At 70.8% G+C, this 24,771-nt stretch carries 18 protein-coding genes; 10 read left to right on the top strand and 8 right to left on the bottom strand.

Going from position 1 to position 24,771, the window contains the following annotated elements; translation table 11 throughout:
• Window positions 1–79: 79 nt before the first annotated feature.
• Complete coding sequence (locus ABD236_RS20865; RefSeq protein ID WP_344075325.1) at window positions 80–1,072, bottom strand: PAC2 family protein; 993 nt, start codon at window positions 1,070–1,072, stop codon at window positions 80–82.
• Window positions 1,073–1,398: 326 nt separating this feature from the next.
• Here ABD236_RS20865 and ABD236_RS20860 point away from each other — a divergent pair, with 326 nt between their 5' ends.
• Genes ABD236_RS20860 through ABD236_RS20840 form a run of 5 tightly spaced genes read left to right on the top strand, consistent with a single transcriptional unit; the run spans window position 1,399 to window position 7,104 of the window.
• Complete coding sequence (locus ABD236_RS20860; protein WP_344075323.1) at window positions 1,399–2,724, top strand: enolase C-terminal domain-like protein; 1,326 nt, start codon at window positions 1,399–1,401, stop codon at window positions 2,722–2,724.
• Window positions 2,721–3,527, top strand: coding sequence for an SDR family NAD(P)-dependent oxidoreductase (locus ABD236_RS20855; protein WP_344075321.1), 807 nt, complete (start codon window positions 2,721–2,723; stop codon window positions 3,525–3,527). The genes ABD236_RS20860 and ABD236_RS20855 overlap by 4 nt, the downstream gene beginning before the upstream one ends.
• An 18-nt stretch (window positions 3,528–3,545) precedes the next feature.
• Window positions 3,546–4,580 carry a sugar ABC transporter substrate-binding protein gene (locus tag ABD236_RS20850; RefSeq protein WP_344075318.1) on the top strand — a complete coding sequence of 345 codons (1,035 nt, stop codon included), beginning with the start codon at window positions 3,546–3,548 and terminating at the stop codon, window positions 4,578–4,580.
• Window positions 4,581–4,582: 2 nt separating this feature from the next.
• A complete protein-coding gene (locus tag ABD236_RS20845; RefSeq protein ID WP_344075316.1) occupies window positions 4,583–6,082 on the top strand; it encodes a sugar ABC transporter ATP-binding protein in 1,500 nt (499 codons plus the stop codon).
• Entirely contained in the window at window positions 6,079–7,104 is a 1,026-nt protein-coding gene (locus ABD236_RS20840) for an ABC transporter permease (RefSeq protein ID WP_344075314.1), read from the top strand. Before ABD236_RS20845 ends, ABD236_RS20840 begins: the two co-directional genes overlap by 4 nt.
• 173 nt (window positions 7,105–7,277) lie before the next feature.
• Here the strand turns inward: ABD236_RS20840 and ABD236_RS20835 are convergent, their stop codons facing one another.
• The 5 genes from ABD236_RS20835 to ABD236_RS20815 all read right to left on the bottom strand — a co-directional run bounded on the left by ABD236_RS20835 (window position 7,278) and on the right by ABD236_RS20815 (window position 13,235).
• Window positions 7,278–7,949 carry a FadR/GntR family transcriptional regulator gene (locus ABD236_RS20835; protein ID WP_344075313.1) on the bottom strand — a complete coding sequence of 224 codons (672 nt, stop codon included), beginning with the start codon at window positions 7,947–7,949 and terminating at the stop codon, window positions 7,278–7,280.
• 162 nt (window positions 7,950–8,111) lie between these two features.
• Window positions 8,112–9,722: a glycerol-3-phosphate dehydrogenase/oxidase gene (locus ABD236_RS20830; protein ID WP_344075312.1), complete on the bottom strand. Its 1,611-nt coding sequence runs from the start codon at window positions 9,720–9,722 to the stop codon at window positions 8,112–8,114.
• Window positions 9,723–9,727: 5 nt separating this feature from the next.
• A complete protein-coding gene (glpK, locus tag ABD236_RS20825) occupies window positions 9,728–11,269 on the bottom strand; it encodes a glycerol kinase GlpK (RefSeq protein ID WP_344075311.1) in 1,542 nt (513 codons plus the stop codon).
• 52 nt (window positions 11,270–11,321) lie between these two features.
• Window positions 11,322–12,122: an MIP/aquaporin family protein gene (locus ABD236_RS20820; RefSeq protein ID WP_344075310.1), complete on the bottom strand. Its 801-nt coding sequence runs from the start codon at window positions 12,120–12,122 to the stop codon at window positions 11,322–11,324.
• A gap of 348 nt (window positions 12,123–12,470) precedes the next feature.
• The gene (locus ABD236_RS20815) at window positions 12,471–13,235 is read right to left on the bottom strand and encodes an IclR family transcriptional regulator (RefSeq protein WP_344075309.1); all 765 of its coding nucleotides are present in this window, start codon (window positions 13,233–13,235) and stop codon (window positions 12,471–12,473) included.
• Window positions 13,236–13,515: 280 nt separating this feature from the next.
• On the opposite strand from ABD236_RS20815, the gene metH reads away from it, so the two are divergent.
• From metH to ABD236_RS20795, 4 genes are all read left to right on the top strand, one after another.
• The gene (gene metH, locus ABD236_RS20810; RefSeq protein WP_344075308.1) at window positions 13,516–17,028 is read left to right on the top strand and encodes a methionine synthase; all 3,513 of its coding nucleotides are present in this window, start codon (window positions 13,516–13,518) and stop codon (window positions 17,026–17,028) included.
• Between the two features lie 121 nt (window positions 17,029–17,149).
• Window positions 17,150–17,851, top strand: coding sequence for an HAD family hydrolase (locus tag ABD236_RS20805; protein WP_344075307.1), 702 nt, complete (start codon window positions 17,150–17,152; stop codon window positions 17,849–17,851).
• A 527-nt stretch (window positions 17,852–18,378) separates the two neighbouring features.
• Window positions 18,379–19,980, top strand: a complete 1,602-nt coding sequence (locus ABD236_RS20800; RefSeq protein ID WP_344075305.1) for an ABC transporter substrate-binding protein — start codon at window positions 18,379–18,381, stop codon at window positions 19,978–19,980.
• A 114-nt stretch (window positions 19,981–20,094) separates the two neighbouring features.
• Window positions 20,095–21,681: an ABC transporter substrate-binding protein gene (locus ABD236_RS20795; protein WP_344075303.1), complete on the top strand. Its 1,587-nt coding sequence runs from the start codon at window positions 20,095–20,097 to the stop codon at window positions 21,679–21,681.
• A gap of 113 nt (window positions 21,682–21,794) precedes the next feature.
• Here ABD236_RS20795 and ABD236_RS20790 read toward each other — a convergent pair whose 3' ends face one another.
• Window positions 21,795–22,466 carry a response regulator gene (locus ABD236_RS20790; RefSeq protein ID WP_053723497.1) on the bottom strand — a complete coding sequence of 224 codons (672 nt, stop codon included), beginning with the start codon at window positions 22,464–22,466 and terminating at the stop codon, window positions 21,795–21,797.
• 12 nt (window positions 22,467–22,478) lie between these two features.
• A complete protein-coding gene (locus ABD236_RS20785) occupies window positions 22,479–23,369 on the bottom strand; it encodes a RecB family exonuclease (protein ID WP_344075301.1) in 891 nt (296 codons plus the stop codon).
• Window positions 23,370–23,472: 103 nt separating this feature from the next.
• Here ABD236_RS20785 and ABD236_RS20780 point away from each other — a divergent pair, with 103 nt between their 5' ends.
• The gene (locus tag ABD236_RS20780; RefSeq protein WP_344075300.1) at window positions 23,473–24,717 is read left to right on the top strand and encodes a site-2 protease family protein; all 1,245 of its coding nucleotides are present in this window, start codon (window positions 23,473–23,475) and stop codon (window positions 24,715–24,717) included.
• The last annotated feature ends 54 nt before the right edge of the window (window positions 24,718–24,771 follow it).

Genomic DNA, 24,771 nt, shown 5'->3' with positions numbered 1-24,771 from the left:
GGGCATGTGCCCGCCCGGCGCCTTTCGCGCGTTCCCCTTCAGTCCTGCGACTCAGTCATGTGCGATTCAGCCCTGCGACTCAGTCCTGCGACGTCTCCGTGCCCTCGCCCGGCTCCTCCGGGTCCTCGCGCGGCGGCTTCGGCGGCCGGGTGCGGCCGCTGCTGGTGTCGCGCAGATACGAGGTGGACTCGCCGCCGTCCGTGGCGTGGCCGCCGCCCACCGGGCCGGGGCCGCCGTCGCGCCGACGCAGATACCGCTCGAACTCGCGGGCGATCGCCTCGCCGGACGCCTCGGGCAGGTCCGCGGTGTCCCGCGCCTCCTCCAGCGTCTGCACGTACTCGGCCACTTCGCTGTCCTCGGCCGCCAGTTGGTCCACCCCGAGCTGCCACGCGCGGGCGTCCTCGGCCAGCTCGCCCAGCGGGATGCGCAGGTCGATGAGGTCTTCCAGGCGGTTGAGCAGGGCGAGGGTGGCCTTGGGGTTCGGCGGCTGCGACACATAGTGCGGCACCGCCGCCCAGAGGCTGACCGCCGGGACTCCCGCGTGCGTGCACGCCTCCTGGAGGATGCCGACGATGCCGGTGGGGCCCTCGTACCGGGTCTCCTCCAGGTCCATCGTGCGGGCCAGGTCCGGGTCGGAGGTGACCCCGCTGACCGGCACCGGGCGGGTGTGCGGGGTGTCGCCGAGCAGCGCGCCCAGGATCACCACCATCTCCACGCCCAGCTCGTGCGCGAAGCCGAGGATCTCGTTGCAGAACGAGCGCCAGCGCATGGACGGTTCGATCCCGCGCACCAGGACCAGGTCGCGCGGCTTGTCGCCGCCGACGCGGACGACCGAGAGCCGGGTGGTGGGCCAGGTGATCCGGCGGACCCCGCCCTCCAGGAACACGGTGGGCCGGTTGACCTGGAAGTCGTAGTAGTCCTCCGCGTCCAGCGCGGCGAAGACCTCGCCCTTCCACTCGCGCTCCAGGTGAGCGACGGCTGAGGAGGCGGAGTCGCCCGCGTCGTTCCAGCCCTCGAACGCGGCGATCATGACCGGGTCGACCAGCTCGGGAACTCCCTCCAGCTCGATCACCCAGTGCCTCCCTCCGAAGTCCTCATACGTACGCCCCAACCTTACGGCTTCAGCACTACCCCGCCGCAGCCCCCGTGCACGGCCCGCTCCCCGCCGGAGTGATCCCCGCATAAACGGACGGCAGCCGGGGCAGAAGGTGATCTCCCTCGTGATTCATCCGAGCTGTGAACGCGGTACGGGCAGAGAAGTTCCGTCCCGACCCTGGACTGACGCGCTCTTTCGGCGCTATACATCCAGATACATCGGATGACCCCGAGAGGTCGGATGTTCGAGCACAAGTTCGTCGCAAGAGTTCTTCAGACAGGACTCAGCCACAGGGGGCGTGCATGAGGCCGAGTGTCACCGGGTTCGACGTATACGACATCCGCTTCCCCACCTCCGAGCAGCTCGACGGCTCGGACGCGATGAACCCCGACCCGGACTACTCGGCCGCCTATGTGGTGCTGCGCACCGACGGCCCGGCCCGCACCGAGGGCCACGGCTTCGTCTTCACCATCGGCCGCGGCAACGAGGTGACCGCCGCCGCCATCGAGGCGCTGCGACCGTACGTGGTGGGCCGCCCCGCGCCTAGGGACGCCGCCGACCTCGCGGCCCTCCACCACGACCTCACCCATGACTCCCAGTTGCGCTGGCTCGGCCCGGAGAAGGGCGTGACGCACATGGCGGCCGGCGCGGTCGTCAACGCCGCCTGGGACCTGGCGGCGACCGCCGCGGGCCTGCCCGTCTGGGAGTTCCTGGCTGCGATGACCCCCGAGGAGCTGGTCCTCCTCGTCGACTTCCGCTACCTCACCGACGTGCTGACCCGCCAGGAGGCGCTCGCCCTGCTGCGCGCCGCCCAACCGGGCCGCGCCGAACGGGCCCGGCGGCTGCGCGCCGAGGGCTACCCCGCGTACACCACCTCGCCCGGCTGGCTCGGCTACGACGACGCCAAGCTGGTGCGGCTCGCCAAGGAGGCTGTCGCGGACGGCTTCGCGCAGATCAAGCTGAAGGTCGGCGCCGACCTGGACGACGACGTACGGCGGCTGCGGCTGGCCCGCGCGGCGGTCGGGCCGGGCGTGCGCATCGCCGTCGACGCCAACCAGCGCTGGGACGTGCCGGACGCGCTGCGCTGGATGGCCGCGCTCGCCCCGTACGCCCCGCACTGGATCGAGGAGCCGACCAGCCCCGACGACATCCTTGGCCACGCGGCCGTACGCGCCGGGCAGCCGGTGAAGGTGGCCACCGGCGAACACGTCGCCAACCGGGTGGTGTTCAAGCAGCTGCTCCAGGCGGGCGCGGTCGACTTCGTCCAGATCGACGCCGCCCGGGTCTCCGGCGTCAACGAGAACCTGGCGATCCTGCTGCTCGCCGCCAAGTACGGCGTCCCCGTCTGCCCGCACGCGGGCGGCGTGGGCCTGTGCGAACTGGTCCAGCATCTGGCGATGTTCGACTACGTGGCCGTCTCCGGCACCCGCGAGGACCGGGTCATCGAGTACGTGGACCACCTCCACGAGCACTTCACCGACCCGGCCGTCATCGAGGGCGGCCGCTACCGCGCGCCGCGCGCCCCGGGCTTCTCGGCCCGGATGCGCCCCGAGTCGATCGCCGCCTACCGCTACCCGGACGGCCCGCGCTGGCGGGCCCGCCGACCGGCCGAGGAGGTCATCTCATGAGCACCCCGCGGGAGTTCACCGCGCCCAACGCGGCCCCCCAGGACTTCACCGGCCTGGCCGCCCTGGTCACCGGCGGCGCCTCCGGGATCGGCGCGGCCACCGCCGCGCTGCTGCTGGCCCGGGGCGCCCGCGTCGCCGTACTCGACCGGGACGTGAAGGGCGTCCCGCGCGGCACCCTCGCGCTGGAGGCCGACGTCACCGACGACGAAGGCGTCCGCGAGGCGGTGGACCGGGCCGCGCGGGAGTTCGGCGCGCTGCACACCCTCGTCTCCAACGCCGGGACCGGCGCCACCGGCACCGTCGAGGACAACGACGACGCCGAGTGGCACCGCGTCCTGGACGTCAACGTCCTCGGCCTGGTCCGCGCCGCCCGCCACGCGCTGCCGCATCTGCGCCGTGCGGCCGCCGGGCGGCCGGGCCATGTCTCGATCACCCACACCTGCTCAATCGCCGCCACCGCGGGCCTGCCGCAGCGCGCCCTGTACAGCGCCACCAAGGGCGCGGTGCTCTCGCTCACCCTGGCCATGGCCGCCGACCACGTGGCCGAGGGGATCCGGGTCAACTGCGTCAACCCGGGCACGGCGGACACCCCGTGGGTCGCCCGGCTGCTCGCCGGGGCCGAGGACCCCGAGGCCGAGCGCGCGGCGCTGCGGGCCCGCCAGCCCCTGGGCCGGCTGGTCACCGCCGACGAGGTGGCCGCCGCCATCGCGTATCTGGCGAGCCCGGCCGCCTCCTGTGTCACCGGTACCGCCCTGGCCGTCGACGGCGGCATGCAGGGCCTGCGCCCCCGCCCCCTCCACTGAGTCGCGAAGGACACCACCATGAGAGTGCGTACGACCACCGCCGTCTGCTGCGCCCTGCTGGCGGCCGGGGCACTGGCGGGCTGCAACCGCGACTCCGGCGGCGGCACCGGGCAGCAGAAGGTCGGCATCGACCTGCCGCGCAGCGACAGCGACTTCTGGAACTCCTACCAGCAGTACATCCAGCAGGGCACCAAGGCGGGCGAGGTCTCCGCGCTGCCGCTCACCAACTCCCAGAACGACATCGGCAAACTCGTCGCCAACGTCACCGCCTTCATGGACCGGGGCGCGAAAGCCGTGATCATGGCCCCGCAGGACACCGGAGCGGTCGCCTCCACCCTGGAGAGCCTGCACAGCAGGAAGATCCCGGTGATCAGCGTCGACACCCGGCCCGACAAGGGTGACGTCTACATGGTCGTCCGGGCCGACAACAAGGCGTACGGCGAGAAGGCCTGCGCGTTCCTCGGCCGGCAGCTGAAGGGCCGGGGCAAGGTCGCCGAGTTCCAGGGCGACCTCTCCTCCATCAACGGCCGCGACCGCTCCCAGGCGTTCAAGGCCTGTATGGCCAAGGACTTCCCCGGCATCCAGGTCTTCGAGCTGGCCACCGACTGGAAGGGCGACGTCGCCTCCGCCAAGCTCCAGTCGACGCTCGCCGCCCACCCCGACCTGAACGGCATCTACATGCAGGCGGGCGGTGTCTTCCTCCAGCCCACCCTGGCCCTGCTCGAACAGAAGCACCTGCTGAAACCGCCGGGCGCGCCCGGCCACATCACCGTCGTCTCCAACGACGGCATCCCCGAGGAGCTCGACGCCATCAAGGCCGGGAAGATCGACGCCACCGTCTCCCAGCCCGCCGACCTCTACGCCAAGTACGCCCTCTACTACGCCAAGGCGGCCCTGGACGGAAAGACCTTCAAGGAGGGCCCGACCGACCACGGCTCCACCATCGTCAAGATCCCCGGCGGATACGAGGACCAGCTCCCGGCGCCCCTGGTGACCCGGGCCGACGCCGACGACCCGGCGCTGTGGGCCAACCAGCTGCGGAAGAAGGGCTGACCGTGAGCGCCGAGCCCGCCCTGGACGCCCGGGGGATCGTCAAGCGCTTCGGGCCGACCCTGGCGCTCGACTCGGTGGCGCTGACCGTACGGCCCGGCGAGTCCCACGCGCTCGTCGGCCGCAACGGCGCGGGCAAGTCCACCCTGGTCGGCGTGGTCACCGGACTGCACCGCCCGGACGCCGGGACGGTGGCGTTCGCCGGGGCGCCCGCCCCCGCCTTCGGCGACCGGGCCGGCTGGCGGTCCAAGGTGGCGTGCGTCTACCAGCGGTCCATGGTCGTCCCGGAGCTGACCGTCGCCGAGAACCTCTTCCTCAACCGGTTCGAGCGCGGCCCGATCCGCTGGGGACGGCTGCGGCGCCGCGCGGCGGAGCTGCTCGCCGAGTACGGGGTGAACGTCGACCCGGGCCTGCGGGCCCGGGAACTGACCGTGGAGCAGCGCCAGTTCGTGGAGATCGCCCGCGCGCTGTCCTTCGGCGCCCGGCTGATCGTCCTGGACGAGCCGACCGCCCAGCTGGACGCGCGCGGCATCCAGCGCCTGTTCGGCAAGCTGCGCGAGCTCCAGGCACAGGGAGTGGCGTTCCTCTTCATCTCGCACCACCTCCAGGAGGTGTACGAGCTGTGCACCGCCGTCACCGTCTACCGCGACGCCCGGCACGTACTGACCGCGCCGGTGGCCGAGCTCGCCAAGGACGACCTGGTGGCGGCGATGACCGGCGAGGCGGGCGGGACCTCGTGGCGGCCGGGCGCCCGTGCGCGGCGCGCCTCGGGCGCCGCCCCGGTGCTGACGGCCGAAGGGCTCGCCCTGGACGGCGAGTTCGAGCCGCTCGACCTCGCGGTGCGCCCCGGAGAGGTGCTGGGCCTGGCGGGGGCCGCCGCCAGCGGCGCCACCGCGCTGGGCGAGACGCTCGCCGGGATGCGCCGGGCGAGCGCGGGCCGGATCGCGGTGCGCGGGCGTCCGGTCAGACCCGGCAGCGTGCCGCACGCGCTGGACGCGGGCATCGGCTACATCCCCGAGGACCGGCACCGCCAGGGCCTGGTGCCGCTGCGCTCGGTCGCCGAGAACGCCACGCTCACGGTCACCGACCAGCTGGGGCCGTGGGGGACCGTGCTGCCCTCCCGTACGAGGGAGTTCGCCCGGTCGATGATCGCCTCGCTCGACATCAAGACCCGAGGGCCGGAGCAGTCCGTCTCCGGGCTCTCCGGCGGCAACCAGCAGAAGGTCGTGGTGGCGCGGGCGCTGGCCAGGAGACCGGTGGCGCTGGTCGCGGTGCGCCCCACCGCCGGGGTGGACGTGAAGTCCAAGGAGGCGCTGCTCGCGGTGGTGCGGCGGGTCGCCGACCAGGGCAGCGCCGCCGTGATCGTCTCCGACGAGCTGGACGACCTGCGGGTGTGCGACCGGGTGCTCGCGCTGTTCCACGGCCGGGTCGTCGCCGAGTACGACAGCGGGTGGACCGACCGGGAGCTGGTCGCCGCCATGGAAGGTGTGGGGGAGCGGCCATGACCGAGACGGTGACCACGGCGCCCGCCGAGGCGATGGGCGCGGGCGCGCGGCGGCGGCTCGCGCGGGTGCGCTGGAGCGACTTCTCGCTGGTCCCGGTGATCCTGGTGCTGATGGTGATCGGCTTCGTGGTCTCGCCGGTCTTCCTCACCTCGGACAACCTGATCAGCGTGGTCCAGCAGTCCTCCGAGCTGAGCCTGCTGGTCCTCGGCCAGGCCCTGATCCTCATCTGCGGCCGGATGGACCTCTCCCTGGAGTCCACGATCGGTATCGCGCCGGTGGTCGCGATGTGGCTGGTGCTGCCCTCGGAGGGCGGCCGGTTCGCGGGGCTGGGACTGCTGCCGACCTGGACGGCGATCCCGCTCTGCCTCCTGGTGGGCCTGGCGATCGGCACGGTCAACGGCTTCTTGATGCTGAAGCTGAACGTCAACGGGTTCATCGCCACCCTCGGCATGCTGACGATGCTGCGCGGCCTCCACGTCGGCATCACCGAGGGCAAGTCGATCACCGAGGTGCCGGAGTCCTTCCGCTATCTGGGCAAGGCGGAGTGGCTGGGCGCCCCGGCGGCCGTCTGGATCTGTCTCACCCTCTTCGCCGTCGGCGGCGCCGCGCTCGCCTGGCTGCGGCACGGGCGGGCGCTGTACGCGATCGGGGGCAACCCGGAGGCGGCCCGGGCGGCCGGGATCCGGGTGGACCGGATCACCTGGGCGGTGCTCGCGGTCGGCGGCCTGCTCGCCGCCTTCGCCGGGATCCTCTACACCGGCCACTACGGCTCGGTGGCCGCGACCCAGGGCAACGGCTGGATCTTCCAGGTGTTCGCGGCGGCGGTGATCGGCGGGATCAGTCTGAAGGGCGGGCGGGGGACGCTGTTCGGGGCGCTCACGGGTGTGCTGACGCTGCAACTGGTGGTCAACGTGATGACCCTGGGCGGGGTCCCGGCGCTGTGGAACCAGTTCCTGAACGGGGCGATCATCATCGTGGCGCTGGTGATCTCGCGGTTCGCGAGCGGAGAGAAACAGGACTAGGGGGCGTTGTGTCTCGTCTGCGGACCGTGCTGGGTTGCTCGCGCAGTTCCCCGCGCCCCTAAAAGTGCCGCTCCGCGGCAATCCCCTAGGCGCCCCGCAGGGGCGCATCTAAGGGGCGCGGGGAACTGCGCGCTCAGCCACCCACCGGCCCGCAGACAAACCCCGGGCACCAGCTACAGCGTCGACCGAAGCCACTGCTCCACGCTCGCGATGTGCACCGTCGCCCACGCCCGCGCGGCGTCCGCGTCGCGGTCGCGCAGGGCCGCGAGGATGGCGCGGTGCTCGTGCAGGGTGCGGGCCACCGCGTCCTCCTGGGTCAGGCCGCGCCACACCCGGGCCCGGGTCGTGGGACCCGAGAGCCCGTCCAGCAGGGAGCAGAGCACCGAGTTTCCGGCGCCGCGCACGATCCCCCGGTGGAACTCCAGGTCGCACGCGACCAGCTCCTCCACCGACGGCTCGGACCCCAGCGCGTCCAACTGCGCGGCCAGCGCGTCCAGTTCCGCGTCCTCGATCCGGGACGCCGCCATCGCGGTCGCCGCCGGCTCCAGGATCCGCCGTACCGCCAGGAACTCCAGGACCGTGTCGTCGCGGTGGAAGTCCACGACGAAGCTCATCGCCTCCAGGAGCAACTGGGGGTCCAGGCTGGTCACGTACGTACCGTCGCCCTGGCGCACATCCAGGATGCGGATCAGGGACAGCGCGCGGACGGCCTCGCGCAGCGAGTTCCGGGACAGGCCGAGTTCGGCGGCGAGTTCGCTCTCCTTGGGCAGCCGGTCGCCCGGGCGCAGCGCACCGGAGACGATCATTTCCTTGATCTTCTCGATGGCCTCGTCGGTGACTGCCATGGGGGCGACCTCCCTGCCGGACGGACATCACCGGGTATTCATCCGATGAATCGGCCCCCATTATGCGTCCCCGCGCCCCCCATCCGTGCGGGAGCATGCGAAAGGGGCGGCTCCCCCCGTGGGAACCGCCCCTTCCGGCTGACTGGCCGGACTAACTATACGTCAGTTCTTCTTGCCGAGCAGGTCGTCGACCTTGCCGCGGATCTCGTCCGTGGCCAGGCCCCGGATCGTGAGCGTGGTGCGGCGACGCAGCACGTCGTCGGCCGTCTCGGCCCACTCGTGGTCGCGCGCGTACACGACCTGCGCCCAGATCTCCGGCGCGTCCGGGTGGATCCGCTCGGCCAGCGCCGCGTCCTCGTTGGCCAGGCGCGCGATGTCGAAGGAGAGCGAGCCGTAGTGCGTGGCGAGGTGCTTGGCGGTGTCGGCCGCCATGCGCGGGCCGGGCGCCGGGCCGTCCACCATCAGGCGGTGGGCGACGGCACGCGGGTTGGCTATACCGGGCAGCGGCAGCTTGCCGGGGAGCGAGGAGATCGGCTCGAAGTCGTCGCCGAGCGGACGCCCCGGCAGCTGCTCCAGCTTCTGCATCACCGTACGGCCGATGTGGCGGAAGGTCGTCCACTTGCCGCCGGCCACCGACAGCATGCCGCCGCGGCCCTCGGTGACGACCGTCTCGCGCTTGGCCTTGGAGGTGTCGCCGGGGCCGCCCGGCAGGACCCGCAGACCGGCGAAGGAGTACGTGATCAGATCGCGCGACAGCTGCTGGTCGCGGATCGAGAACGCGGCCTCGTCCAGGATCTGGGCGGTGTCCTTCTCGGTGACCGCGACATCCGCCGGGTCGCCCTCGAACTCCTCGTCCGTGGTGCCGAGCAGGAGCATGTCCTCCCACGGCAGCGCGAAGGTGATGCGGTACTTGTCGATCGGGGTGGCCAGCGCCGCCTTCCAGGGGGAGGTGCGCTTCAGGACCAGGTGCGCGCCCTTGGAGAGGCGGATGGAGGGGGCCGCGTCCGGGTCCTCCATCTTGCGCAGGTGGTCGACCCACGGGCCGGTGGCGTTCAGCACCAGCCGGGCGTTGACGCCGAACTCGTCGCCGGAGAGCCGGTCGCGCAGATCGGCGCCGGTGACCCGGCCCTTGGTGAAGCGCAGCCCGGTGACCTCGGCGTGGTTGAGCACGGCCGCGCCCGCGTCCACGGCGGCGCGGACCGTCATCAGGGCCATCCGCGCGTCGTTCATCTGGTCGTCGCCGTACACGGCCACGGCCTTCAGGTTGTCCGTGCGCAGCTCCGGCACGTCCTGCGCGGCCTTGGAGGGCGAGAGCAGGTGGCCGACGCCGTCACCGAAGGCGGAGAGCGCCGAGTAGGCGAAGACGCCCGCGCCGAGCTTGGCCGCGCCGTGCGGGCCGCCCTTGTAGACGGGCAGGTAGAAGGTGAGCGGGTTGGCGAGGTGCGGTGCCACCTGACGCGACACCGCACGCCGCTCGAAGTGGTTCTCGGCCACCAGCTTCACGGCGCCGGTCTGCAGGTAGCGCAGACCGCCGTGCAGGAGCTTGGAGGAGGCCGAGGAGGTGGCGCCGGCGAAGTCGCCGGCGTCCACCAGGGCCACCCGCAGCCCGGACTGCGCGGCGTGCCAGGCGGTGGAGATGCCCAGGATGCCGCCGCCGATCACCAGGAGGTCGTACGTCGCCTTGGAAAGCTGCTCCCGAGTTTCGGCGCGGCTCGGGTGGGAGCCGGAGGCCGGGTGCGTCCCCAGGGCAGGGACGCTCTGCAGGGTGGTCATGTCGATTACTCCTCGTCCTCGATCCAGCCCATGGTCCGCTCGACGGCCTTGAGCCAGTTCTTGTACTCGCTGTCACGCTGCTCGGCGTCCATGCGAGGGGTCCATTCCGCCGCCCGGCGCCAGTTGGCGCGCAGCGCGTCGGTGTCCGGCCAGAAGCCGACGGCCAGACCGGCGGCGTAGGCGGCGCCGAGGCAGGTGGTCTCGGCGACCATCGGACGCACCACGGGCGCGTCCAGGAAGTCCGAGAGCGTCTGCATCAGCAGGTTGTTGGAGGTCATACCGCCGTCGACCTTGAGCGCGGTCAGCTCGACGCCGGAGTCCTTGGTCATGGCGTCGGTGATCTCGCGGGTCTGCCAGGCGGTGGCCTCGAGCACGGCGCGCGCGATGTGCGCCTTGGTGACGTACCGGGTCAGACCGGCGATCACACCGCGGGCGTCGGAGCGCCAGTACGGGGCGAACAGACCGGAGAAGGCCGGGACGAAGTAGGCGCCGCCGTTGTCCTCGACGGAGGAGGCCAGGGTCTCGATCTCGGCCGCGGTCTTGATCATGCCCATCTGGTCGCGCATCCACTGGACGAGCGAGCCGGTGACGGCGATCGAGCCCTCGAGGGCGTAGACCGGCTTCTGGTCGCCGATCTGGTAGCCGACGGTGGTCAGCAGGCCGTTGTAGGAGTTGACGGGCTTGTCACCGGTGTTCATCAGCATGAAGGTGCCGGTGCCGTACGTCGACTTGGCCTCGCCCTCCGAGAAGCAGGTCTGGCCGAACAGGGCCGCCTGCTGGTCGCCGAGCGCGGAGGCGACCGGGACGCCGTCCAGGACGCCGCCCTTGGCGTGGCCGTACACCTCGGCGGAGGAGCGGATCTCGGGCAGCACGGCCGCCGGGATCTCCATGGACGACAGGATCTTGTCGTCCCAGGCCATCTCGTGGAGGTTCATCAGCATGGTGCGCGAGGCGTTGGTGACGTCGGTGACGTGCACACCGCCCTCGGTGCCACCGGTGAGGTTCCAGATGACCCAGGAGTCCATGGTGCCGAAGAGGATGTCGCCGCGCTCGGCGCGCTCGCGCAGGCCCTCGACGTTGTCGAGCAGCCAGCGGACCTTGGGGCCGGCGAAGTACGAGGCGAGCGGCAGGCCCGTCTCGCGGCGGAAGCGGTCCTGGCCCACGTTGCGGCCGAGCTCCTTGCAGAGCGCGTCGGTGCGGGTGTCCTGCCAGACGAGCGCGTTGTGCACGGGCTCGCCGGTGTTCTTGTCCCACAGCAGCGTGGTCTCGCGCTGGTTGGTGATGCCGATCGCCTTGACGTCGGCGGCGGTGATGCCGGCCTTGTCGATGGCGCCCGCCACGACTTCCTGGACGTTGGTCCAGATCTCGGCGGCGTCGTGCTCGACCCAGCCCGGCTTCGGGAAGATCTGCTCGTGCTCCTTCTGGTCGACCGAGACGATCCGGCCGTCCTTGTCGAAGACGATGCAGCGGGAGGAGGTGGTGCCCTGGTCGATGGCCGCGATGAACGGGCCGTGGCCGTGCGAGGCGGTGGTGTGGGTGTCGCTCACGGAGTGCTCCTGGAGGGTGGAAGGTCTCTTCGGCTTCTCAGCGCTGTACGGCTCAGGCGAACGCGAGGTTGTACAGGCCGCCCGCGAGGGCGGCACCGGCAAGCGGGCCGACGACCGGCACCCAGGCGTAGCCCCAGTCCGAACCGCCCTTGTTGGGCAGCGGCAGCAGCGCGTGCACGATGCGCGGACCCAGGTCGCGGAACGGGTTGATGGCGTAGCCCGTGGGGCCGCCGAGCGAGAGGCCGAGGCCGACGACGACCAGCGAGGTGATCAGTACGCCGATCACGCCGAGGCCCTTGCCGTCGCCGTTGAGACCCTGCGTGAGGATCGCCAGGACCAGCACGGCCGTGCCGATGATCTCGGTGGTGAGGTTCTGTATCGCGTTGCGGATCTCGGGGCCGGTGGAGAAGATCCCGAGCACCGGGCCGGCCTGCGAGGCGCCGTCGTGCGGTCCCTCGACCGCCTTGGCGGCGTCTTCGTCGGGCCGGCCGACGATCTCCGGGTCCGTCAGATGCGCCTGGAACTGGCCGTAGTAGGCGAGCCAGACCAGGGTGGCGCCGATCATGGCGCCGAGCAGCTGTCCCGCGAGGTAGGTGGGCACGTCGCTCCACTCGGTGCCGCCCTCGATCGCAAGGCCGAGCGTCACCGCCGGGTTGAGGTGCGCACCCGAGAGCGGGGCGGAGATGTAAGCGCCGGTGAGCACCGCGAAGCCCCACCCGAAGGTGATGGCGAGCCAGCCCGCGTTGCGTGCCTTGGAGCTCTTCAGCGTGACGGCGGCGCACACGCCACCGCCGAGCAGGATGAGAACGGCGGTACCGATGATCTCGCCGGTGAAGATGTCGGAGCTGGACACCCGCGACTCCTTTGTCCTTCGTCCAGGGGAAGGCGAACCCCGGGTCACTCCGGTGGTCCGCGCCCTCACGTCGAGGGCTTGGCGGCCCTTGGCGTTGTCACACTCTAACTCGTATTGCCGTTAGGTGTTCGACAATGCCGACCGATGAACGGCAGTGTTGCCCCGGTGTTAAGTCGGCGTCAAGGGTTCTGTGGCCGGTATCCCGATCGTTACCAGCAGGTATCTTTCGGCCACATTGATCGAAAACTTCCGGCCACGATCGGAAACGATCAGAAGCGGCCCGGAAGTGGCTGGTCAGGCCTCTGGTCAGGCCTCTGGTCAGGCCTTCGGCCGCCTTTCGGCAGGACCTCAGAAGCGGCCGGCGCCCAGATCGCGCGAGACCGAGCGGGCGCAGTCGCGCACCGCCGCCACCAGGTCGGAACGGATCTCGCCCTCCTTGCACACCCGCTCCACGGCCCCGGTGATCCCCACCGCGCCCACCGGCATCCGGCGCCGGTCGAAGATGGGCGCCGCCACCGAGGCCACCCCGTCCCAGGTCTCCTCCGTGTCGCCGGCCCAGCCGCGCGCGCGGATCAGGTCGAGCAGCTCCTCGAAGCGGGCCGGCTCGGTCACCGTGCGGGGGGTGAACGCGGTCCGCTCGGCCTCCACGGCCTCGGTGTGCGCCACCGGGTCGTACGCGGAGAGCACCTTGCCGAGCGCGGTGGAGTGCAGCGGCTGCATCGCCCCGACCTCCAGGACCTGGCGGCTGTCGTCGGGCCGGAAGACGTGGTGCATGATCAGCACGCCCTGCTGGTGCAGCACGCCCACGTACACGCTCTCGCCGCTGGAGCGGGCCAGGTCGTCGGTCCACACCAGGGCGCGCGCCCGCAGCTCGTGCACGTCCAGATAGCTGTTGCCCAGGCGCAGCAGCTCCGCGCCGAGCTGGTAGCGGCCCGACGCCGGGTCCTGCTCGACGAACCCCTCCGCCTGGAGGGTGCGCAGGATGCCGTGCGCGGTGCCCTTCGCGAGGCCCAGCGCGGAGGCCACCTCGGACAGGCCGAGCCGCCGCTCGCCGCCCGCGAGCAGCCGCAGCATGGCGGCCGCCCGTTCGAGCGACTGGATGTTCCGCGCCATCGCGCTTCCTCCCACTTCGGAACGTTGAGTTCGACAATGCTGAACAGTATCGGCCGTTGCCGACCCCGTGTCACCGTGATGGACGCTCCCCGCCGCCCTCCGGCCAGTTCAGATGACAGCCGCACCGGGGCCATCCGGCCGTCACCCGCCCGGCCCCCCGCGCCGTCCGCCTCGTGGGACACCTGTGCCCACCCGCCCCGCACCCGGTTACCCTGACCGGGTGCGGCCTCCCTCCGGACGCCGCAAAGCCGACAGCCGTCGCACTCCAGGGAGCACATCCATGGCCTCGTTGCCGACCCCTTCCGCCGACAGCCGGACCCGCGCCGACGCGCTCCGCGAAGCGCTCGCCACCCGAGTGGTGGTGGCCGACGGAGCCATGGGCACCATGCTCCAGGCCCAGGACCCCACCCTGGAGGACTTCCAGGACCTCGAGGGCTGCAACGAGATCCTCAACATCACCCGGCCCGACATCGTGCGCTCGGTGCACCAGGAGTACTTCGGCGTCGGCGTCGACTGCGTGGAGACCAACACCTTCGGCGCCAACTTCTCCGCCCTCGGTGAGTACGACATCCCCGAGCGGGTGTACGAGCTGTCCGAGGCGGGCGCCCGGATCGCCCGCGAGGTGGCCGACGAGTTCACCGCCGCCACCGGGCAGCAGCGCTGGGTGCTCGGCTCCATGGGCCCCGGCACCAAGCTGCCCACCCTCGGCCACGCCCCGTACACCGTGCTGCGCGACGCCTACCAGCGCAACGCCGAGGGCATGCTGGCCGGCGGCGCCGACGCGCTCCTGGTGGAGACCACCCAGGACCTGCTCCAGACCAAGGCCGCGATCCTCGGCGCCCAGCGCGCCCTGGACGTGGCGGGCTACCGGGTCCCGCTCATCTGCTCGGTCACCGTCGAGACCACCGGCACCATGCTGCTCGGCTCCGAGATCGGCGCCGCGCTCACCGCCCTGGAGCCGCTCGGCATCGACATGATCGGCCTCAACTGCGCCACGGGCCCGGCCGAGATGAGCGAGCACCTGCGCTACCTCGCCCGCAACTCCCGGGTGCCGCTGTCCTGCATGCCCAACGCCGGACTGCCCGTCCTCGGCAAGGACGGCGCGCACTACCCGCTCTCCGCGCCGGAGCTCGCCGACGCCCAGGAGACCTTCGTCCGCGAGTACGGCCTCTCCCTGGTCGGCGGCTGCTGCGGCACCACGCCCGAGCATCTGCGCCAGGTCGTCGAGCGGGTCCGGGGCCTGACCCCCACCGAGCGCAGCCCGCGCCCGGAGCCGGGCGCCGCCTCGCTCTACCAGAGCGTGCCGTTCCGCCAGGACACCTCGTACATGGCGATCGGCGAGCGCACCAACGCCAACGGCTCCAAGAAGTTCCGCGAGGCCATGCTGGAGGGCCGCTGGGACGACTGTGTGGAGATGGCCCGCGACCAGATCCGCGAGGGCGCCCACATGCTCGACCTCTGCGTCGACTACGTGGGCCGCGACGGCGTCGCCGACATGGAGGAGCTGGCCGGCCGCTTCGCCACCGCCTCCACCCTGCCGATCGTCCTGGACTCCACCGAGGTGAACGTCCTCCAGGCCGGTCTGGAGAAGCTGGGCGGGCGCGCCGTCATCAACTCCGTCAACTACGAGGACGGCGACGGGCCCGAGTCGCGGTTCGCCAAGGTCACCAAGCTGGCGGTGGAGCACGGCGCGGCGCTGATCGCGCTCACCATCGACGAGGAGGGCCAGGCCCGTACCGTCGAGAACAAGGTCGCCATCGCCGAGCGGCTCATCGACGACCTCACCGGCAACTGGGGCGTACGCGAGTGCGACATCCTCATCGACGCGCTGACCTTCACCATCTGCACCGGCCAGGAGGAGTCCCGCAAGGACGGCATCGCCACCATCGAGGCGATCCGGGAGCTCAAGCGCCGCCGCCCGGACGTCCAGACGACGCTGGGCCTGTCCAACATCTCCTTCGGCCTCAACCCGGCCGCCCGGGTCGTCCTGAACTCGGTGTTCCTGGACGAGTGCGTCAAGGCGGGCCTGGACTCCGCGATCGTGCACGCCTCCAAGATCCTGCCCATCGCGCGCCTGGAGGAGGAGCAGGTCAAGGTCGCGCTCGACCTCATCTACGACCGCCGCGCCGAGGGCTACGACCCGCTCCAGCGCCTGATGGAGCTCTTCGAGGGCGTCAGCACCAAGTCGATGAAGGCGGGCAAGGCCGAGGAGCTGCTCGCCCTGCCGCTGGACGAGAGGCTCCAGCGCCGGATCGTCGACGGTGAGAAGAACGGCCTGGAGGCCGACCTCGACGAGGCGCTGCTGACCCGCCCGGCGCTCGACATCGTCAACGACACCCTCCTGGAGGGCATGAAGGTCGTCGGCGAGCTCTTCGGCTCCGGCCAGATGCAGCTGCCGTTCGTCCTCCAGTCCGCCGAGGTCATGAAGACGGCGGTGGCCCATCTGGAGCCGCACATGGAGAAGTCCGACGCGGAGGGCAAGGGCACCATCGTGCTGGCCACCGTGCGCGGCGACGTCCACGACATCGGCAAGAACCTCGTCGACATCATCCTCTCCAACAACGGCTACAACGTCGTCAACCTCGGCATCAAGCAGCCCGTCTCGGCGATCCTGGAGGCCGCCGAGGAGCACCGGGCGGACGTCATCGGCATGTCCGGTCTGCTGGTGAAGTCGACCGTGATCATGAAGGAGAACCTGGAGGAGCTCAACCAGCGCAAGCTGGCGGCGGACTACCCGGTGATCCTGGGCGGCGCGGCCCTCACGCGCGCGTACGTCGAGCAGGACCTGCACGAGATCTACGAAGGCGAGGTCCGCTACGCCCGCGACGCGTTCGAGGGCCTGCGCCTGATGGACGCGCTGGTCGCGGTGAAGCGCGGGGTGCCCGGCGCGACCCTGCCCGAGCTCAAGCAGCGCCGGGTGCCCAAGCGCGCCACCGCCCTGCCGGAGGCGGAGGAGCCCGAGGGCTCGGTCCGCTCGGACGTGGCCGTCGACAACCGCATCCCCGAGCCGCCCTTCTGGGGCACCCGGGTGATCAAGGGGATCGGCCTCAAGGAGTACGCCTCCTGGCTGGACGAGGGCGCGCTCTTCAAGGGCCAGTGGGGCCTCAAGCAGAACCGGGCCGGCGACGGGCCGAGCTACGAGGAGCTGGTGGAGAGCGAGGGCCGGCCGCGGCTGCGCGGCTGGCTGGAGCAGCTGCACACCCGCAACCTGCTGGAGGCGGCCGTCGTCCACGGCTACTTCCCGTGTGTCTCCAAGGGCGACGACCTGATCATCCTCAACGAGGACGGCTCGGAGCGCACCCGCTTCACCTTCCCGCGCCAGCGCCGCGGCCGCCGGCTGTGCCTGGCGGACTTCTTCCGCCCGGAGGAGTCCGGGGAGACCGACGTGGTCGGGCTCCAGGTGGTCACGGTCGGCTCGAAGATCGGCGAGGCCACGGCCGAGCTGTTCGAGGCCAACTCCTACCGCGACTACCTCGAACTGCACGGTCTGTCCGTGCAGTTGGCGGAGGCGCTGGCCGAGTACTGGCACGCGCGGGTGCGCGGCGAGCTGGGCTTCGCGGGGGAGGACCCGTCCGACGTGGAGGACATGTTCGCCCTCAAGTACCGTGGCGCGCGCTTCTCGCTGGGCTACGGCGCCTGCCCCGACCTGGAGGACCGCGCGAAGATCGCCGAACTCCTCCAGCCGGAGCGGATCGGCGTCCACCTCTCCGAGGAGTTCCAGCTCCACCCGGAGCAGTCCACGGACGCCATCGTCATCCACCACCCCGAGGCGAAGTACTTCAACGCCCGCTGAACCGGGACGTGACCCTCACCACGAGCGTTTCCCGCTGACGGGACGTACACTGGTCGGTCCAGCGCAGGCCGGTTCCCACCCTGGGAACCGGCCTTCTCGTCCCTCCAGGAGGTGTGCCCGGATGACCACCACGGTTCCCGCGCCCGTAACCGGCACGGCCGAAGGCTCCGCCCTCGAAGCCGTCTTCCTCGACATGGACGGCACCCTGGTCGACACCGAGGGGTTCTGGTGGGACGCCGAGGTGGAGGTCTTCGCCGCGCTCGGCCACCGGCTCCAGGAGAGCTGGCGCGACGTCGTGGTGGGCGGGCCGATGAGCCGCAGCGCCGGGTTCCTCATCGAGGCCACCGGCGCCGACATCACCGTCCCCGAGCTCACGGTGCTGCTCAACGACCGCTTCGAGGCGCGCATCAGCCGGGGTGTGCCGCTGATGCCCGGCGCCGCCCGGCTGCTCGGCGAGCTCGCCGAGCACGCGGTGCCGACCGCCCTGGTCTCGGCCTCGCACCGGCGGATCATCGACCGCGTCCTGCAGTCGCTCGGCCCGCGCAACTTCGCCCTCACCGTCGCCGGGGACGAGGTCGGGCGCACCAAGCCGCACCCCGAGCCGTATCTGTTCGCCGCCGCCGGGCTCGGCGCGGACCCCACCAGATGCGCGGTGATCGAGGACACCGCGACCGGTGTGGCGGCCGCCGAGGCGGCCGGCTGCCGGGTCGTGGCGGTGCCCTCCGTCGCCCCCATCGAGGCCGCTTCCGGCCGGGTCGTCGTCGATTCGCTCGAACAGGTCGACCTGGCTTTTCTGCGTACCTTGATCACCAGGATGAACTGATCCGTACACACAGCGTGCGCCCTGAATGCGGCGCAAACTGATCGCATCCGACCGTGCATTTTCCGTTACCCCGCAAGAGGGCGGCGGAGGCATCAACAACGGTTGAATTCACGACGGGTCAATGGCTGTCCATGCTTGTCAAGGGGGTGACGTTCGTCACCTGATCCGCCGTCAAGGAACCACGTCAAGGGCATCTCCAGGCCGTCTGGAGGTGCCCTTGTGTCCTGTTTGGTGATCTCCTGTACGAAAGATTCCGGCGCCTCGATATCGGCGGGCCGCTATTTCCGGCCAGGGTGTGGCGAGTGAATGGAGCAGGCCCGGTACGGGATTTCCCGGCCCGCCCACTAATCTCGTCGCGAGAACTTCGCCGCACCCTCAACTGCCCCGGCACCCATCAAGCCGCCGGGCGCGCAGGTCCGATCGTACGTACCGGCCCGATCGCCACTCCGCCCCGACCGGGCGGCCGCGGCGGAGTCTTCCGTACACCGCTGTACCCCAGTGCCGGACACATAGGGAGAACGTCCAGGATGAACCGCAAGACTTTGGTGCTGCCGGCCGTAGTGGGCCTGCTCGCCCCCGTACTCGCCGCATGTGGCGGCGCGGGAAGTGGGGGCGACGGCGGCAAGGCCATCGTCGTGGGCACCACGGACCAGTTCGTGGTCACCAAGGACGCGCCCGCTCCCTTCGACCCGGCCTACGCGTACGACACCGGCGCCTGGAACGTGCTGCGCCAGACCGTGCAGATGCTGGTGCACGTGCCGCGCGGCGGCGGCGAGCCCGTCCCGGACGCGGCCTCCAGCTGCGCGTTCACCGACAAGGAGAACGAGAGCTACCGCTGCAAGCTGCGCAGCGACATGAAGTTCTCCGACGGCTCCAAGCTGACCGCCGCCGATGTGCACTACTCCATCCAGCGCGTCCTGAACATCAAGGACGGCAACGGCCCCGTCGCGCTCCTGGAGAACATCGACACGATGGAGACCAAGGGCGACGACGAGATCATCTTCCATCTGAAGACGCCGGACGCCACCTTCCCGTACAAGCTCGCGACGCCCGCCGCCGCGATCGTGCAGAAGGACAAGTACGCGCCCAAGAAGCTGCGCGGCGGCTTCGAGGTGGACGGCTCCGGCCCGTACACCCTCAAGGCCGAGTACAAGGGCGACCAGGTCGTCAAGGCCGTCTTCAGCAAGAACCCCCACTACAAGGGGGACTTGAAGGTCAACAACGACAAGGTCGAGCTGCGCTCCTTCGCCGACGCCGACGCCATGGGCGCCGAGCTGGAGTCCGGCAAGATCGACATGATGACCCGCTCCATGTCGCCGGAGCAGATCCAGAAGTACTCGGTCACCCCGCCGAAGAACGTCAACCTCGTCGAGATGCCCGGTCTGGAGATCCGCTACCTGGGCTTCAACACCAACGACCCGTCGGTGAAGAACAAGGCCGTCCGCCAGGCGATGGCCGCCGTCGTCGACCGCGGCGCGCTGGCCTCCAAGGTGTACGGGGCGACCGCCGAGCCGCTCTACTCGCTCATCCCGACCTCGATCGCCGGGCACACCAACTCGTTCTTCAACAAGTACGGCGAGCCCAGCAAGCAGAAGGCCACCTCCATCCTGAAGGCCGCGGGCGTGGCCACCCCGGTGAAGCTCACGCTGAACTACACGGGCGACCACTACGGTCCGGGCACCGCCAAGGAGTTCGCGATCCTGCGGGACCAGCTGAACGCCACCGGCCTGTTCGCCACCACGCTCAAGGCGACCGACTGGCCCAAGTACCGCCCGGCGCAGAAGGCCGGCGAGTACGCCGTCTACGGCCTCGGCTGGTTCCCCGACTTCCCGGACCCGGACAACTACGTCGCGCCCTTCCTCGGCCGTGACAACTTCCTCAACTCGCCGTACTCCAACGTCGAGGTGCGCAACACCCTGATCCCGGAGTCCCGCGTCGCGGCCGACCGCAACCAGGCCGCCAAGCCGTTCGAGAAGATCCAGGACATCGTCGCCAACGACGTCCCCGTGCTGCCGCTGTGGCAGGGCAAGCAGTACGTCGCCGCCCGCAGCGAGATCACGGGCACCGAGTGGGCGCTCAACTCCTCCGCCGACCTCCAGCTCTGGGAGCTGGGCCGCGGTGTGAAGTAACGCAGGAACCGGCCGCGATTCTCACGTGCCGGCAAGCAATTTCAGTGAGGCCGGGCCGCCCGGGGCGACCTCCCCGGGCAGCCCGGCCGAGCAACGACTGTGAGGCACTTGCACGTGAAGATACGGAACCGATGGCTGACGGGCCCGCTCGCCGCGGGGCTGGCGGCCGGTCTCCTCAGCGGCTGCGGCTCGGAGGACGGATCCTCGTCCGGCAACGGCGAGTCGGTGGTCATGGGGATGTCGGACGACATCCAGGCCACCGACCCGGCGTCCGGCTACGATCCGGGCTCCTGGCTGCTGTTCAACAACGTCTTCCAGTCGCTGCTCAGCTTCCCCAAGGGGAGCTCCAACCCGCAGCCCGACGCGGCCGAGCACTGCTCGTTCGACAAGGGCGGCTCCAGGGTCTTCCGCTGCACCCTGCGCTCCGGCCTGAAGTTCACCAACGGCCACGCGCTGACCTCCGAGGACGTCAAGTTCTCGTTCGAGCGGGTGCTGCGCATCAACGACGCCAACGGGCCCGCCCCGCTGCTCTCCACCCTGGGCAAGATCGACACCCCGGACAAGCAGACCGTCGTCTTCCACCTCAAGGTGTCCGACGCCACCTTCCCCAGCAAGATCGCCTCCGGTGCCGGCTCGATCGTCGACCACCAGACGTACCCGGCCGACAAGCTGCGCACCGACGGCAAGGCGGTGGGCTCGGGCGTCTACAAGCTCGACGCCTTCGGTGAGAAGCAGGCCAGCTTCTCGGTCAACTCCGGCTACAAGGGCACCGCCAAGGTCAAGAACTCCGGTATGACCATGAAGCTCTTCCACGGCCGGCAGAAGGACCTGGCGGACGCGCTCAAGCAGGGCGACATCGACCTCGCCTACCGCGGTCTCACCGCCAAGGACATCGCCGACCTCCAGGCCTCCAGCGTGGCCGACAAGAAGGGCGTCAAGGTCGTCGAGGGCACCAGCGCCGAGGTCCAGCACCTGGTCTTCAACATGAACGACCCGGTCGCCGGCAAGCTCGCCGTCCGCAAGGCCATCGCCTACCTCGTCGACCGCGAGGCGCTGGTGCGCGACGTCTACAAGTCGACCGCCACACCGCTCTACTCGATCGTCCCGTCCGGCATCACCGCGCACAGCACCTCGCTGTTCGACATGTACGGCGGCAGCGCGCAGCCCGCCAAGGCCAAGCAGGTCCTGCACAAGGCCGGTCTCACCGGCAAGGTGAAGCTCACCCTGTGGTCCACCCCGATCCGCTACGGCCCGGGCACCGACGACGAGCTCCGGGCCATCGCCAAGCAGCTCAACGACAGCGGGCTGTTCGAAGCCGATGTGCGCTCCGTCGAGTTCAAGCAGTACGAGAAGGACATCGAGGCAGGCAAGTACGGCGTGTACGTGAAGGGCTGGATCCCCGACTACCCGGATCCGGACAACTTCACCTCGCCGTTCTTCGGCAAGGACAACGTGCTGGCCAACCACTACGTGAACAAGGCGATCACCGACGAGATCATCCCGTCGACCGCCGCCACGGAGGACCGCTCGGCCACCGAGGGCGACTTCTCCCGCCTCCAGGACCTCGTCGCGGCCGACCTGCCCGTCCTGCCGCTGTGGCAGGGCAAGCAGTACGCGGTGGCCCGCGAGGGCGTGGTGGGCCTGGAGTGGACCCTGGACCCGTCCACGGTCTTCCGGTTCTGGGAGATCAGCAAGAACTAGGCGCGGACGGCCGCGGTGAGCGGCCGTGAGCGCGCAAGCGGAAGGGGCGCGGGGTGGAGAAGACCCCGCGCCCCTTGCCGTGTCACCGCGTCCGCTACCGGGCTCCCGGCCCGTTACTGCGCTCCCGGCCGGACCAGGCCGCTCTCGTACGCGTACACCGCCGCCTGGACGCGGTCGCGCAGGCCCAGCTTGGTGAGCACATGGCCGACGTGCGTCTTCACCGTCGTCTCGCTGACGAACAGGTCCGCGGCGATCTCCGCGTTGGACAGCCCGCGCGCCACCAGCTTCAGCACCTCGACCTCGCGGTCGGTGAGGGTGTGCAGGGTGTCGGGGACCGGCTCCTCGCCCGAGGGGAGGTGGTCCGCGTACTTGTCGAGCAGCCGGCGCGTGATCGACGGGGCGAGCATCGCCTCGCCCGCCGCGACCACCCGGATCGCCTGCACCAGCTCGTTGGCCGGCGCGTCCTTCAGCAGGAAGCCGCTGGCCCCCGCCTTCAGCGCCTCCACCACGTACTCGTCGAGGTCGAAGGTGGTCAGCACCAGCACCTTGGCCGGGCCGTCCTTGCCCGGGCCGCTGATCTGCCGGGTCGCCTCCACGCCGTCCATCCGGGGCATCCGGATGTCCATCAGCACCACATCGGGCTGGAGCGCCCGCACCTGGTCGAGGGCCTGGAGACCGTCACCGGCCTCGCCCACCACCGCGATGTCCTGCTCGGCTTCCAGGATCATCCGGAAACCGGTGCGCAGCAGCGGCTGGTCGTCGACCAGTAGGACGCGGATCGCCACGGGAACTCCTCATCAGGATTGCTGGACCGGCTCCATTCTGCCCTGCTCATCCTGCGCCACCCCGGCTGGGACCAGCGGAATCGGATAGACCGGGGGAGTCCCCCCGAATTCCGGACAGACCGCCTGGTGGTCGCACCAGCCGCAGAGCTTCGTCGGCCGCGGCCGCCAGTCGCCCGTCTCGGTGGCCAGCCGGATCGCCTCCCACAGCGCGTGCAGCTTCCGCTCCACCTGGTGCAGATCCGCCTCCACCGGGTCGTACGTCAGCACGTCCCCGCTGCCCAGGTACACCAGCTGGAGGCGGCGCGGCAGCACGTTCTTCAGCCGCCACACCACCAGCGCGTAGAACTTCATCTGGAAGAGCGCGCCCTCCGCGTACTCCGGGCGGGGGGCCTTGCCCGTCTTGTAGTCGACGATCCGCACGTCGCCGGTGGGTGCCACGTCGACCCGGTCGATCACCCCGCGCAGCCGCAGCCCCGACGCCAGCTCCGTCTCGACGAAGAACTCCCGCTCCACCGGCTCCAGCCGGGTCGGGTCCTCCAGCGAGAACCAGCGCTCCACCAGCCGCTCGGCCTCCGCCAGCCACTTCGTCAGCCGCGCGCCGTCGGCGTCCTCGGCGAACAGCTCGGTCAGCTCCGGCTTGGACTCCAGGAGCCGGTCCCACTGGGCGGGGATCATCGCCTTGGCGCGCGGAGCCGTCCGCTCCGCCGCCGGGTCGTCGAAGAGGCGCTCCAGCACCGCGTGCACCAGGGTGCCGCGGGTGGCCGCCTCGCTCGGCTTCTCGGGGAGTTTGTCGATCACCCGGAACCGGTAGAGCAAGGGGCACTGCATGAAGTCGTTCGCCCGGGACGGCGACAACGACACGGGTCGCCGGGCCGCCGCGGCCCCTTCGGTGCTCGTATCCATGACACAGACCCTACGACCCGCCACTGACAGCGAGCGGAATACCATCGACGACGAGCCCCCTCACACTGCATGATCGTGACAGAAGCACCGACGAAGGGACACCGTGGACGAGAGCGGCGACAGCAAAAGGCCGCAGTCCGGCGCGGGCGACGAAGGACCCGGCGCCGCGCCCGACAGCGGCAGGTCGCCCCGTGGGCCGGGCGGCGGGCTCCTCATGGGGCGCCCCTTCGGCGTGCCGGTCTACGTCGCCCCCAGCTGGTTCCTGGTCGCGGCCCTGATCACCTGGGTCTTCGGCGGCCAGCTCGACCGGGTGCTGCCCGAGCTCGGCGCCGCCCGCTACCTCGTCTCGCTCTTCTTCGCGGTCGCCTTCTACGCCTCGGTGCTGGTCCACGAGCTGGCCCACACGGTCGCCGCGCTGCGCTTCAAGCTCCCCGTCCGCCGCATCCAGCTCCAGTTCTTCGGCGGTGTCTCGGAGATCGAGAAGGAGACCGAGACCCCGGGCCGCGAGTTCGTGCTCGCCTTCGTCGGACCGCTGCTCTCCCTGGTCCTGTCCGGGCTGTTCTACGTGGGGATGCAGGCCGTGGAGCCCGGCACCGTCCCCGGTGTGCTGCTCGCCGGACTGATGATCTCCAATCTCATCGTGGCGGGCTTCAACCTGCTGCCCGGGCTGCCGCTGGACGGCGGCCGGATGCTCCGCGCGGTGGTGTGGAAGATCACCGGCAAGCCCATGAGCGGCACCGTCGCCGCCGCCTGGGTCGGCCGCGCCCTCGCCGTCACCGTCCTCATCGGCCTCCCGCTGCTCACCCAGACCGGCGCGCTCGGCAACGCGCCCGAAGAGGTCGACGGCATGGACACCGTCACCGACGCGCTGCTCGCGGCGATCCTCGCCGCGATCATCTGGACCGGCGCGGGCAACAGCCTGCGCATGGCCCGGCTGCGCGAGCACCTGCCGGAGCTGCGCGCCCGCAACCTCACCCGCCGGGCCGTCCCCGTCGAGTCGGCCACCCCGCTCTCCGAGGCGCTGCGCCGGGCCAACGAGGCCGGGGCGCGGGCGCTGGTCGTCGTCGACGGCCAGGGCGACCCCACCGGCCTGGTCCGCGAGGCCGCCATCGTCGGCGTACCGGAGCACCGCCGCCCCTGGGTCGCGGTCAGCGGTCTCGCCCAGGACCTCACCGAGGGGATGCGCGTCCCGGCCGAGCTGGCCGGCGAGCCGCTCCTGGACATGCTCCGGGCCACCCCCGCCACCGAGTACCTGGTGGTCGAGGAGACCGGGGAGATCTACGGAGTGCTCTCGGCGGCCGACGTCGAGAAGGCCTTCGTGGCGGCGATGGCCCGCCCCACCCCGTGAGCCCGCCCCACCCCGTGACCCCGCCCCCCACCCCGTGACCCCGCCCCACCCGTG

It is taken from the genome of Streptomyces crystallinus, assembly GCF_039521265.1.
Lineage (GTDB): Bacteria > Actinomycetota > Actinomycetes > Streptomycetales > Streptomycetaceae > Streptomyces > Streptomyces crystallinus.
The sequence above is the reverse complement of the archived record's forward strand: the minus strand, read 5'-3'. Positions and strand labels throughout refer to the sequence as shown.

Excerpts from the sequence above, each read along its gene's own strand:
- ABD236_RS20840 (WP_344075314.1), top strand. The coding sequence starts at position 6,079 with ATGACCGAGACGGTGACCACGGCGCCCGCCGAGGCGATGGGCGCGGGC.
- ABD236_RS20855 (WP_344075321.1), top strand. The coding sequence starts at position 2,721 with ATGAGCACCCCGCGGGAGTTCACCGCGCCCAACGCGGCCCCCCAGGAC.
- metH (WP_344075308.1), top strand. The coding sequence starts at position 13,516 with ATGGCCTCGTTGCCGACCCCTTCCGCCGACAGCCGGACCCGCGCCGAC.
- ABD236_RS20800 (WP_344075305.1), top strand. The coding sequence starts at position 18,379 with ATGAACCGCAAGACTTTGGTGCTGCCGGCCGTAGTGGGCCTGCTCGCC.
- ABD236_RS20785 (WP_344075301.1), bottom strand. The coding sequence starts at position 23,369 with ATGGATACGAGCACCGAAGGGGCCGCGGCGGCCCGGCGACCCGTGTCG.
- ABD236_RS20830 (WP_344075312.1), bottom strand. The coding sequence starts at position 9,722 with ATGACCACCCTGCAGAGCGTCCCTGCCCTGGGGACGCACCCGGCCTCC.
- ABD236_RS20815 (WP_344075309.1), bottom strand. The coding sequence starts at position 13,235 with ATGGCGCGGAACATCCAGTCGCTCGAACGGGCGGCCGCCATGCTGCGG.
- ABD236_RS20860 (WP_344075323.1), top strand. The coding sequence starts at position 1,399 with ATGAGGCCGAGTGTCACCGGGTTCGACGTATACGACATCCGCTTCCCC.
- ABD236_RS20850 (WP_344075318.1), top strand. The coding sequence starts at position 3,546 with ATGAGAGTGCGTACGACCACCGCCGTCTGCTGCGCCCTGCTGGCGGCC.
- ABD236_RS20805 (WP_344075307.1), top strand. The coding sequence starts at position 17,150 with ATGACCACCACGGTTCCCGCGCCCGTAACCGGCACGGCCGAAGGCTCC.
- ABD236_RS20835 (WP_344075313.1), bottom strand. The coding sequence starts at position 7,949 with ATGGCAGTCACCGACGAGGCCATCGAGAAGATCAAGGAAATGATCGTC.